Raw genomic sequence first — 10,729 nt, forward strand, 5'->3', positions numbered from 1 at the left:
CCGACGACGAATCGGACTTGCCATGTCCCAACCCTCAACGGCACCCGGCCGCCGCTACCGCACGGTCGCGCTGGCCGCCATGGCGGGCACCACCATCGAGTGGTACGACTTCTTCATCTACGCCCTGTGCACCGGCCTGGTCTTCAGCAAGGTGTTCTTCGAAGGGTTCGGCGAGGACTCGCTGATCATCTCGTTCGCCACCATCGGGATCAGCTTCTTCTTCCGCCCGGTCGGCGCCGCTCTCGCCGGCCACCTCGGCGACCGGCTGGGCCGCCGCGCGATGCTGATCGCCACCCTGGTGCTGATGGGCGTGTCCACCACCCTCATCGGCCTGGTGCCCACCCGGGACTCCATCGGCATCGCCGCCCCGGTCCTCCTCGTCTTCCTGCGCATCCTGCAGGGCATGTCCGCCGGCGGTGAGTGGGGCGGCGCCGCACTGATCTCCGTGGAACACGCGCCCACCGGCAAGCGCGGCAGGTTCGGCGCCTTCCCCCAGCTCGGCGCCCCCCTGGGCCTGCTGCTGGCCAACGGCGTCCTCGCCCTGATCACCGCCCTCACCAGCGACGAGCAGTTCCTCGCCTGGGGCTGGCGCATCCCCTTCCTGCTGAGCGTCGTCCTCGTCGCCGCCGGCTTCGTCATCCGCCGCAAGGTCGACGAAAGCCCCGTCTACCAGGAGCTGAAGGAGTCCGGGAACCACGCGCGCACCCCGCTCGCCACGCTGTTCAGGCACCACTGGCCGCTCGTCGTCGCCGGCGCCCTGCTCTTCGCCGCCAACAACGCCGTCGGCTACATGACCACCGGCGGCTATGTCCAGGCCTACTCGGTCAACCACCTGAAGATCAACCCGACGACCATCCTGATCTGCGTCATGGTCGCCGCGGTGGGCTGGCTGGCCAGCACCCTGGCCGGGGGCATCTGGTCCGACCGGATCGGCCGCATCCGCGTCTACCGGATCGGCTTCATCATCCAGCTGGCCTGGATGTTCCCCTTCTTCGCCCTGCTCAACACGGCCAGCACGGGGCTCGTCGTCCTGGCCCTCGTCGTCTACAGCATCGGCCTCGGACTGACCTACGGCCCCCAGGCCGCACTGTTCGCCGAGCTGTACCCCACCGCCGTCCGCTACAGCGGCGCCGCCCTGTCGTACGCCATCGGAGCCGTCCTCGGCGGGGCCTTCGCCCCCATGATCGCCGAGGCCCTCCAGACCAGCACCGGCACCGTCTACTCGGTCGGCGCCTACCTCGCCGCCGTCACCGTCGTCGGACTCACCGTCACCTTCTTCCTCAAGGAACGCCGGGACGTTCCCCTCGACGGCACCGGAACCGACACCGGGCAGCACAACGAACAGGCCACCGTCACCGCCTGAGGAACCGCCGACCGGCCGCCGCAGGACTGAACCGCGCGCGGCGGCCGGTCGGCACAAGCCGCCCGCAGGCGGCACCTCCGACGTCCCTCCCGGCCGACGGACCGGGAGGGACCTCGCGTGCCATGCCCGACGCGGTCGGTCCCCGATCCCCGTCCCCCACAAGGAGCCACCCCCATGAACGACCCGACAGCCGACACGACCCGCCCGGCACTCCCCGAGGGCCCCCGCCACAGGTCCCTCACCCGCCGCCGCTTCTGGCAGTTCGGCGCCGCCACGGCAGTCACCGTCGGCGCGGCGTCGCTGATGCGGGGGCAGTTCGCCGGTGCGGCGACCGCCTCGACCGCACAGGACTACTTCGACCGGGCCGCCGAACTGGCCGGTGACAACCCGATCCTCACCGACCTCGTCGCCGCGCTCACCTCCGGCTTCTCCGTTCCGCGCCCGACCGCGCCGCAGCCGCTGAAGATCTTCGACGACGTCGCGGTGCTGAGCATCGGCTGGGTGTCCGCCACGGCGATTCTCACCTCGGACGGAATCATCCTCATCGACGCCCTGACCTCGCCCACCGATGCCCAGCAGACCCTCGTCCCGGGACTGAAGGCCCTCGGGGCCGACCCGTCGACGATCAAGTACGTGGTCGTCACCCACGCGCACGGCGACCACTTCGGCGGAGCGCAGTACCTCGCCGACACCTACGGCGCCCGCGTGCTGATGGCGCCGGCCGACTGGGACACCCTCGACACCAGCAAGCCGGCCAACGCGCCCACCCGCGACCTGGACATCACCGACGGCCAGGAGCTGACCCTGGGCGACACCACCGTCACGCTGTACCACACGCCCGGCCACACACCGGGCACCGTCTCCCCGATCTTCCCCGCCCACTGGCAGGGCACCGCACACACCGCGATGCTGTGGGGCGGGACCAACCCGCCCACCGCCACCGCGGACAAGCAGACCTACCTGTCCTCCGCCCAGAGCTTCAGCTCACGGATGAAGCGGGTCGGGGTGGACGTCGAACTGAGCAACCACGGATTCTGCGACCACGGCCTGGAGCGCATGGAGGAACTGCGCGGCGCACCGGACGGCGCCGACAACCCGTTCGTCGTGGGCACCTCCGGCACCCAGCTGTTCATGAAGGTCATGAAGGACATGGTGAACGGCCGCATCCTCCAGGACCAGGAGTCCGCCGGCTCAGCCGCCGGCATCGCCGCCACCACCACGGCGGTGGCGATGGCCGCGACGACCCCGCGGACGGCGGGCTGCGGCTGCTGAACCCGAACCCCCGGAGCCGACTTCCCAGGGGCGCGTCGCCGACCCGGGCGCCGTCGGCGACCTGAACGCCGACGGTGCCCGGTCAGGCCCGGGGGGCGGGGACCACGCTGAGGTGGCTCGTGGCGCGCCGGGGGGTGCTGCGGCGGGCTCTGCGGGGCGCGGATGCGGGGCGGGGCTCCTGGAACACCATCGTCAGCCGCGTGTACCCCATGTCCTGCAGGGTCCGTGGGGTCTCGGCGACGATACGGCACCGGGTGGCGCCCCGGCGCGGGTCGGGGTGGTGCAGCGGGCGGACCGCGCCGTCGTGCTCCACGGCGACCTCGCCGACCGCGCGGATCCAGTGCGGCAGGCCCTGCCGGTAGGCGGCCTCCATGAGCGGGTCCTGGGCGATCTCCCGCCGGATCGCCTGCAGCCCCGCGTCGTGTCCGTGCCGCTCCACGGCCGCCGCGAAGCAGGCCAGCATCGGCAGGCACCAGCTGGCCTCGTGGTCGCCGAGGACCGAGGCCGCGTCGGGGTGGAAGAGAACGAACCGGAGGAAGTTGTCGCCCGGTTGGGCCGTCGGATGCGGGCCGACCTCACGGAAAAGTGTCTCGAAAGCGGTGTTGGCCAGGACCACGTCCCATCGGTGGTCCAGGACGACGGACGGGAAGGGGACGGCCTCCAGGTAGACGGCGTAGTCCTGCAGATACGCCTGGGCCTCGGGACTCTCGGGGACGGGCCGCGGTGCGGACCGCTGCCCTCCTGCCTGAAACGCCATCGGGAGGTCACCCCTCTTGCCGGTGCCGCCTTCACGCGGCGCCCCGATCCTGCTGCCCGGATGTGCGGGGTGTCAATTATCGTGGCATTCAATGCTTGTTGACGGCTGAAATTGGCCACAGTTGTGGCGCGACCTGATGGGTGGGTTCAGGGGCGCCGGGCCCCGGCCCGCGCGCCGAGCACGGCGCGGCCGCGCTCCGACTCCGGGAAGCGGAAGAGCATCGCGCGCAGTTCCCCGGCGCCGACGTCGGCGCCGAAGGGCTCGGTGCCCGGCTCGAGCCGGACCCCTTCGGCTAGAGGGCCGGCCATGACGGGGTCGAAGCCGAGGGCATCGATCAGGCGCGCCACGGTGGCCAGGTCGTCCGGATCGTCACCGGCGAGCGCGATCGCCTTGCGTCCGTGGGTTCCGGCCGGCCGGGCGCCGTCCTCGAGATCGTGGTAGCCCATGTGGTTGAACGCCTTGACCACGCGGGCCCCGGACAGATGCGCCTGCACGATCTCGCTCGAGGAGGTCAGCGGGTCGGTGAGGTCCTCGCGGATGCCGTCCACCTCCCACCAGTAGTTCATGGCGTCGATGACGAGCTTGCCGCGCAGGGCCTCTGCGGGGAGGGTGCGGTACTTGCCGAGGGGGAGCGCCAGGACGACGACGTCCGCCTCCGCCGCGGCCCGCGCCGCGGTGACCGGGACCGCGCCGGGGGTGAGGACTTCGACGGTGAGCGCGATCCTCGCGGGGTCACCCGAACCGGCGACGAGAACGCGGTAGCCGGCTGCCAGCGCCAGTCGTGCCAGCACGGTGCCGACCTTGCCGGCACCCAGGATGCCGACCGTGTGTACGGCCGTGGTGTCCATGTGGGCCTCTCCGTGAGGGTCCGTAAAGGTAAGTAAGGCTCTGTTCGGGTCTGTTCGGGGCGTCAGTCCGCGAGGAGGTCGCGGACCATCGGGAGCACCTTGGTGCCGTACAGCTCCACCGCGCGCAGGCGGGCGCCGATCGACTGGTTGCCGTAGATGAGATCGAAGCGGCCGACGCCGAGTGCCTTGACGGTGCGGGCCATCTTGCGGGCGACCGTCTCCGGGGAGCCGATGTAGAGGGAGCCGTGCTCGATCTCGGAGTCGTACTCCTCCTTGCGGATCGGGGGCCAGCCCCGCAGTGCGCCGATGCGGTCCCGGACGACCTTGTAGCTCGGCCAGTGCAGCTGCCGGGCCTCCTCGTCCGTGTCGGCGATGAAGCCGGGCGAGTGCATGCCGACCGGGTGCGCGGTCGTGCCGAACCGGTCGGCGGCGCGCCGGTAGAGGTCGATGTAGGGGGCGAAACGTTCCGGGCTGCCGCCGATGACGGCGATCATCAGCGGGAACCCGTAGTGGGCGGTGCGGATGACCGACTGGGGCGAGCCGCCGACACCGACCCAGGTGGTCAGCCGGCCGGACTCCGTCTTGGGATAGACGTCGGCGTTCTCCAGCGGGGCGCGCCGGGTGCCGCTCCAGGTGACGGGCTTCTCGTCGAGCAGCTTGGCGAAGAGCTCGATCTTCTCCTCGAACAGCACGTCGTAATCGCTCAGGTCGTATCCGAAGAGGGGGAAGGACTCGGTGAAGGAGCCGCGCCCGAGGATGACCTCGGCCCGGCCGTTGGACAGTGCGTCCACGGTCGCGAACCGCTGGAACACCCGGACCGGGTCGTCGGAGCTGAGCACGGTCACGCCGGAGGACAGCCGGATCCGGCCGGTGCGGGTGGCGATGCCGGCGAGGACGGTCTCCGGGGTCGAGATCGCGAACTCCGGGCGGTGGTGCTCACCGAGCGCGATGACGTCGACGCCGGTCTCCTCGGCGAGAACGGCCTCGTCGACGACCTGCCGGATGGCCGTCGCGTAGGACACCGGCCTGCCGGAGTCGTCCTCCGGCACGTCGCCGAACGTGTCCAGACCGAAGACGAGATCAGACATGGGTGGGCTCCTTCGTGGACTCGTTGACGTATCAATAATTGCGCGATGTAGATGACGTGTCAACCAAAGATCTGGCGACCGCGCCTGCCTCTCGCTTTCGGTTGACGCATCAACCGGAATGTGCTTTGGTTGATGCGTCAACGATCTCTCCTTGAGCAAGGGGCAATGACATGAGTGACGAGAAGGTCATCGCAGTCGCCGGAGCCACGGGCGCGCAGGGCGGCGGTGCCGCTCGGGCGATCCTCGCGGACCCGGAATCCGGGTTCACGGTGCGTGCGCTGACCAGGAATCCCGACTCGCCGGCCGCCAAGGAACTCGCGGAGCTCGGTGCGCAGGTCGTGCGCGCGGACTTCCATGACGAGCCGACCGTGCACCAGGCGTTCGAGGGTGCCTACGGCGCCTTCCTCGTCACCGACTTCTGGGCCCACGGCTCGGCGGCCAGGGAGACGGAGGAGATCGAGGTTCTGGCGCGGGCCGCGAAGGACGCCGGGCTGCGGCACGTGGTGTGGTCGACGCTGGAGGACACCCGCGAACTGCTGCCGCTGGAGGACCAGCGGATGCCCGTCCTGCAGGAGAAGTACAACGTCCCGCACTTCGACGCCAAGGGCGAGGGCAACGAGCTCTTCCGGCGGGCCGGGGTGCCGACCACCTTTCTGAACACCACCTTCTTCTTCCAGGGCTTCCTGTCGATGATGGCTCCCCGGCGTGCCGAGGACGGCGTGCTGACGCTGACCCTGCCCCTGGAGGACGGCAAGCTGCTGGCCGGCGTGGACGTGAACGACATCGGCCGCACGGCACTGGCCGTCCTCGAGGACCCGGAGCGGTTCATCGGCCACACCGTCGGCCTCGCGGGCGACCATCTGACCGGCGCCCAGTACGCGGAGAAGCTCGGTGCCGCGATCGGCGAGCCGGTGCGCTTCCAGTCGGTGCCCTACGACGTCTTCCGCTCCCTGGGCGTTCCCGCGGGTGACGAGATCGCCAACATGTTCCAGTACTACGGCGACTTCGACCAGGAGTTCACCGGCGCCCGTGACCTGGACCTGCTGCGGGGGATCAACCCGGCGCTCAAGAGCTTCGACGACTGGCTCGCCGAGAACGCCGCGCACATGCAGACCGGCTGACCCGGCGCCGTCGAAGGAGCCGGTCGAGGCCTCCTCCGCGGTCACCGGCCGGCCCGGAGGCTATTTGGTGAACTGTCAACTACGTTTACACTTTCTCCATGGAACAGACGGTGCGTTGGTTGACGGCGGAGGAGCAGCATGCCTGGCGGAGCTTCGTCCGTATGCACGAGAGGCTCATGGGCCGCTTGTCCCGCTTGCTGCAGACGGAGTCCAAGGTGTCGCCCGCGGACTTCGCGGTGCTCGTCGAGCTGACGGACGTGCCGGAGGGGCGGCAGCGGTTTCTGGATCTCGCCAGAGCGTTGGAGTGGGAGAAGAGCCGGATGTCCCATCACATCGCCCGGATGGTCAAGCGGGGGCTGGTGGTGCGCGACGAGTGCCCCGAGGACGGGCGGGGCGCGTTCGTGGTGATCACGGACGAGGGGCGCGCGATGATCGAGGCCGCCGCCCCGCGGCACGTGGAGGCCGTGCGCGAGCTGTTCCTCGACAACGTCACGCCGGCGGAGCTGCGGTTGCTGGCTCAGGTTTCCGAGCGCGTGGTGGCGAAGCTGGACGAGGAACCGGCCTGACCTGAGCGGATGCCCCGGCATCGCGGCGGCCCGTCATCCTGACATCATAGTTGATATGACAACCAGATCGTGTGGGAGGTGCTCCCGGTGAGCAACGTGGAAACCGATGCCGCGGCGCTGCGCTGTGGTGCGCTCGTCGAGGGGGACAGGCCGTCCGGGGCGCCCCGGGTCGACGTCCTGCCGGCGCGCGCGGTACCCCTGGGCGGTCCGCGGGCGATGCGCGTACGGCGGACGCTGCCCCAGCGGGAGCGCACCCTGATCGGCGCCTGGTGCTTCGCCGATCACTACGGCCCGCACCAGGTCACCGCGTCGGGTGGCATGGACCTGCCCCCGCACCCGCACACCGGCCTGCAGACGGTGAGCTGGCTGTTCAGCGGCGAGATCGAGCACCGCGACACCCTCGGTACCCGCGCCCTGATCCGGCCGGGCGAGCTGAACCTCATGACCGGCGGTCACGGCATCGCCCACTCGGAGGTCTCCACCCCGAACACCACCGTCGTCCACGGCGTCCAGCTGTGGGTGGCGCTGCCCGAGGAACACCGAGGCGCCGCCCGGGACTTCCGGCACTTCGTGCCCGAACCCGCACGGGTCGACGGGGCCGAGATCAGGGTCTTCCTGGGCTCGCTCGCCGGCCGGACCTCCCCGGTCCGGACCTTCACGCCGCTGCTCGGCGCCGAGATCGTCGTCGAACCGGGCGCGACGGTCACCCTCGCTGTGGACACGTCCTTCGAGCACGGCCTCCTCGTGGACAGCGGGGACGTCCGTCTGATCGACACCGTGCTGCGGCCCGCCGAACTCGGCTACGTTCCCCGCGGCTCGGACACCCTGACCCTGGTGAACGAGTCGGACGCCCCGGCGCGGACCGTCCTCCTGGGGGGACCTCCCTTCGGGGAGGAGATCGTCATGTGGTGGAACTTCGTCGGGCGCAGCCACGAGGACATCGTGAAGGCCCGCGCGGACTGGGAGGCGTCCTCCGACCGCTTCGGCGTCATCGAGGACTTTCCCGGCGGCCGCCTTCCCGCCCCGGCCCTGCCGAACGCCGTCATCAGACCGCGCCGGAACCCACCGACCCGCTGAACTCCTCCGTGAAAGGCACCCTCATGAGCGAGTCCTCCACCACCCCGGTCGTCGAGCGGGTGGACGCCGGGCACCGGTACGACATCCTGGTCGACGGCCGACGCGCCGGTCTGACCGCCTACCGCGACCGCGGTGCGCAGCGTGTCTTCTTCCATACCGAGATCGACGAGGCCTTCGCCGGTCAGGGGCTCGGCGCACAGTTGGTCCGGCAGGCACTCGCCGACGTGCGCGAGTCCGGGAAACGGATCGTCCCGGTCTGCCCCTACGTCGCCGCGTACCTCAAGCGCCACGACGGGTTCGCCGACATCACCGACGCGGTCACGCCCGACATCCTGCGGTGGCTGGAGGCGGAACTTGGCTGAGTGGTCCGTGTGAACGAGACATCGCGAAGGCTCGGTCCTGCGGAAGCCGACGCCTGGCGCCGTCTGGTCAGGATGCAGGAGAGGCTCCACGGTCGGGTGAGCCGCCGGTTGCAGGCGGAGTCCGGCCTGTCGGCCGCCGACTACATCGTGCTCGTTCATCTCACCGAGGCGCCCGACGCCCGGATGCGCTCGGCGGACCTGGCCAGGGCGGTGGAGTGGGAGAAGAGCCGGATGTCGCACCAGATCTCCCGCATGGTGAGGCGGGGGCTGGTCGGCCGGGTGGAGTGCCCCGAGGACGGGCGCGGCGCTTTCGTGGTCATCACCGCGCTGGGACGGGAGACGATCGCGTCGGCCGCGCCCGGCCATGTGGCCGTGGTCCGCCGGCTCTTCGTCGACCTCCTCACCCCGCAGGAACTCGGCACGCTCGCCCAGGTCGCGAACCGTGTCGTCGAGCACCTGGACAGGCGGCCCGCGCAGTCCGGCGCCTGACGGCGGTGCGGAACAGACGTGGCCGGGGCCGCGTTGCACCGGCATAGTTGATGTATCAACCGCATGGAAAGGCTGAGGACGATGCAGTTCGGCATCTTCACCGTCGGTGATGTGGCCACCGACCCGCACACCGGTCGTACGCCCACCGAGCACGAGCGGATCAAGGCGATGGTCGCCCTCGCGCAGAAGGCGGAAGAGGTGGGGCTGGACGTCTTCGCCACCGGCGAGCACCACAACAGGCCGTTCGTGCCCTCGTCCCCGACCACGATGCTGGGCTGGATCGCCGCGCGCACCGAGCGGATCATCCTGTCCACGTCGACCACGCTGATCACCACCAACGACCCGGTGAAGATCGCCGAGGACTACGCGATGCTCCAGCACCTGGCCGACGGTCGCGTCGACCTGATGATGGGCCGGGGCAACACCGGCCCGGTCTACCCCTGGTTCGGCAAGGACATCCGCGACGGCATCAACCTCGCCGTGGAGAACTACGCCCTGCTGCGCCGGCTGTGGCGGGAGGACGTCGTCGACTGGGAGGGCAGGTTCCGGACACCGCTGCAGGGCTTCACCTCCACTCCGCGTCCGCTCGACGGTGTCCCGCCGTTCGTCTGGCACGGGTCGATCCGCTCGCCCGAGATCGCCGAGCAGGCGGCCTACTACGGCGACGGCTTCTTCCACAACAACATCTTCTGGCCCAGGGAGCACGCCCAGAAGCTGATCGACCTGTACCGGCAGCGCTACGCCCACTACGGCCACGGCAGCCCCGAGCAGGCGGTCGTCGGCCTCGGCGGCCACGTCTACATGCGCCACAACTCCCAGGACGCCGTCCGGGAGTTCCGCCCGGTCTTCGACCGCTCACCGGTGATGGGCGGCGGGCTCTCCATGGAGGAGTACATGGAGCAGACCCCGCTGACCGTCGGCACCCCCGAGCAGGTCATCGAGAAGACCCTCACCTTCCGCGAGTACGCCGGGGACTACCAGCGTCAGTTGTTCATGGTGGACGGCGGCGGCATCCCCCTGAAGACCGCCCTGGAGCAGATCGACCTGCTCGGCGAGGAGGTCGTACCGGCGCTGCGGAAGGAGTTCGCCGAGAACCGGCCCGCCGGCGTCCCCGACGCCCCCACCCATGCCTCGCTGCTCGCCGCGCGCGACGCGGCCGGCACACCGACCGCCCCACCGGCGGTCTGAGACCGCCGCCGTGCGCGGCGCCCGGAAACGGAGGAAGCGATGAGCGACGACTTCAACGGATACCGGACCGGTGACGGAGTGGCGCCCGACCGGTGGGCAAGCGCACTGCACCTGTTCGACAACGGCGTCGGCGGACCGCACGAGGAAAGCACCGCGGAGCGCTGGGAGCGGGCCCGACTGCTGTTCGAGGCCAGGGACTACAGCGGCGCGGCGCGGCTGCTCGTCGACGTCGTCGAGGAGGCTCCGGAACAGACCGGCCCGAGGCTGCTGCTGGCCCGCGCCTACTACCACTCCGCACAACTGAGGCGCGCCGAGGAGCAGTTGCGCAGGATCGTCGAGCGTGACCCGGTGGAGCACTACGCCCATCTGATGCTGGGCCGCACCCTGCAACGCCAGGGTCGCCAGGACGAGGCGGAGCCATGGCTGCGTATGGCCGCCGCGTTCTCGGGCGATTTTCCCGACGACGACTGACCGGCGCGGTGGCGGACCTGTGAGCGGTGGGGGGGCGGCGGCGCGGGGGCCCCCCGCCCACCAGGGCGCAAAAGGGGGGGGGACACAAAATAAGAAGGAGGGGGGCCGCGGGGGCGGGGGAGGGGGA

At 70.4% G+C, this 10,729-nt stretch carries 12 protein-coding genes; 9 read left to right on the top strand and 3 right to left on the bottom strand.

All coding sequences use genetic code 11. The features are described 5' to 3' along the window. Positions 1 to 22 precede the first annotated feature (22 nt). Both ABZ464_RS41735 and ABZ464_RS41740 read left to right on the top strand, forming a co-directional pair. Entirely contained in the window at positions 23 to 1,363 is a 1,341-nt protein-coding gene (locus ABZ464_RS41735; protein ID WP_359287129.1) for an MFS transporter, read from the top strand. 174 nt (positions 1,364 to 1,537) lie between these two features. Next, on the top strand, positions 1,538 to 2,635 hold the full coding sequence (locus tag ABZ464_RS41740) for an MBL fold metallo-hydrolase (RefSeq protein WP_359287131.1): 1,098 nt from the start codon (positions 1,538 to 1,540) through the stop codon (positions 2,633 to 2,635). 82 nt (positions 2,636 to 2,717) lie between these two features. Here ABZ464_RS41740 and ABZ464_RS41745 read toward each other — a convergent pair whose 3' ends face one another. From ABZ464_RS41745 to ABZ464_RS41755, 3 genes are all read right to left on the bottom strand, one after another. Beyond that, positions 2,718 to 3,392 (bottom strand): hypothetical protein, encoded by a 675-nt coding sequence (locus ABZ464_RS41745; protein ID WP_359287133.1) that lies wholly within the window; start codon positions 3,390 to 3,392, stop codon positions 2,718 to 2,720. 146 nt (positions 3,393 to 3,538) lie between these two features. Further along, positions 3,539 to 4,240, bottom strand: coding sequence for an NAD(P)-binding domain-containing protein (locus ABZ464_RS41750; RefSeq protein ID WP_359287135.1), 702 nt, complete (start codon positions 4,238 to 4,240; stop codon positions 3,539 to 3,541). 62 nt (positions 4,241 to 4,302) lie between these two features. After that, complete coding sequence (locus ABZ464_RS41755) at positions 4,303 to 5,328, bottom strand: LLM class flavin-dependent oxidoreductase (protein WP_359287136.1); 1,026 nt, start codon at positions 5,326 to 5,328, stop codon at positions 4,303 to 4,305. A gap of 170 nt (positions 5,329 to 5,498) precedes the next feature. Here ABZ464_RS41755 and ABZ464_RS41760 point away from each other — a divergent pair, with 170 nt between their 5' ends. The 7 genes from ABZ464_RS41760 (at position 5,499) to ABZ464_RS41790 (ending at position 10,602) form a co-directional block, all read left to right on the top strand. Beyond that, a complete protein-coding gene (locus ABZ464_RS41760) occupies positions 5,499 to 6,449 on the top strand; it encodes an NmrA/HSCARG family protein (protein WP_359287137.1) in 951 nt (316 codons plus the stop codon). 98 nt (positions 6,450 to 6,547) lie between these two features. Beyond that, positions 6,548 to 7,015 carry a MarR family transcriptional regulator gene (locus ABZ464_RS41765; RefSeq protein WP_359287138.1) on the top strand — a complete coding sequence of 156 codons (468 nt, stop codon included), beginning with the start codon at positions 6,548 to 6,550 and terminating at the stop codon, positions 7,013 to 7,015. 87 nt (positions 7,016 to 7,102) lie between these two features. After that, positions 7,103 to 8,092: a pirin family protein gene (locus tag ABZ464_RS41770; protein ID WP_359287139.1), complete on the top strand. Its 990-nt coding sequence runs from the start codon at positions 7,103 to 7,105 to the stop codon at positions 8,090 to 8,092. Between the two features lie 23 nt (positions 8,093 to 8,115). After that, positions 8,116 to 8,454, top strand: a complete 339-nt coding sequence (locus ABZ464_RS41775; RefSeq protein ID WP_359287140.1) for a GNAT family N-acetyltransferase — start codon at positions 8,116 to 8,118, stop codon at positions 8,452 to 8,454. Positions 8,455 to 8,463: 9 nt separating this feature from the next. Next, positions 8,464 to 8,943 carry a MarR family winged helix-turn-helix transcriptional regulator gene (locus tag ABZ464_RS41780; protein ID WP_359287141.1) on the top strand — a complete coding sequence of 160 codons (480 nt, stop codon included), beginning with the start codon at positions 8,464 to 8,466 and terminating at the stop codon, positions 8,941 to 8,943. 81 nt (positions 8,944 to 9,024) lie between these two features. Then, positions 9,025 to 10,131: an LLM class flavin-dependent oxidoreductase gene (locus ABZ464_RS41785; RefSeq protein ID WP_359287142.1), complete on the top strand. Its 1,107-nt coding sequence runs from the start codon at positions 9,025 to 9,027 to the stop codon at positions 10,129 to 10,131. Between the two features lie 39 nt (positions 10,132 to 10,170). Beyond that, complete coding sequence (locus tag ABZ464_RS41790; protein ID WP_359287143.1) at positions 10,171 to 10,602, top strand: tetratricopeptide repeat protein; 432 nt, start codon at positions 10,171 to 10,173, stop codon at positions 10,600 to 10,602. Positions 10,603 to 10,729: the final 127 nt, after the last annotated feature.

The organism is Streptomyces sp. NPDC005820, from assembly GCF_040630255.1.
Lineage (GTDB): Bacteria > Actinomycetota > Actinomycetes > Streptomycetales > Streptomycetaceae > Streptomyces.

What these genes read in the sequence shown, in the direction of transcription:
- ABZ464_RS41745 (WP_359287133.1), bottom strand. Translation starts at nt 3,392, where the DNA reads ATGGCGTTTCAGGCAGGAGGGCAGCGGTCCGCACCGCGGCCCGTCCCC.
- ABZ464_RS41740 (WP_359287131.1), top strand. Translation starts at nt 1,538, where the DNA reads ATGAACGACCCGACAGCCGACACGACCCGCCCGGCACTCCCCGAGGGC.
- ABZ464_RS41785 (WP_359287142.1), top strand. Translation starts at nt 9,025, where the DNA reads ATGCAGTTCGGCATCTTCACCGTCGGTGATGTGGCCACCGACCCGCAC.
- ABZ464_RS41735 (WP_359287129.1), top strand. Translation starts at nt 23, where the DNA reads ATGTCCCAACCCTCAACGGCACCCGGCCGCCGCTACCGCACGGTCGCG.
- ABZ464_RS41760 (WP_359287137.1), top strand. Translation starts at nt 5,499, where the DNA reads ATGAGTGACGAGAAGGTCATCGCAGTCGCCGGAGCCACGGGCGCGCAG.
- ABZ464_RS41790 (WP_359287143.1), top strand. Translation starts at nt 10,171, where the DNA reads ATGAGCGACGACTTCAACGGATACCGGACCGGTGACGGAGTGGCGCCC.
- ABZ464_RS41755 (WP_359287136.1), bottom strand. Translation starts at nt 5,328, where the DNA reads ATGTCTGATCTCGTCTTCGGTCTGGACACGTTCGGCGACGTGCCGGAG.
- ABZ464_RS41775 (WP_359287140.1), top strand. Translation starts at nt 8,116, where the DNA reads ATGAGCGAGTCCTCCACCACCCCGGTCGTCGAGCGGGTGGACGCCGGG.
- ABZ464_RS41765 (WP_359287138.1), top strand. Translation starts at nt 6,548, where the DNA reads ATGGAACAGACGGTGCGTTGGTTGACGGCGGAGGAGCAGCATGCCTGG.
- ABZ464_RS41750 (WP_359287135.1), bottom strand. Translation starts at nt 4,240, where the DNA reads ATGGACACCACGGCCGTACACACGGTCGGCATCCTGGGTGCCGGCAAG.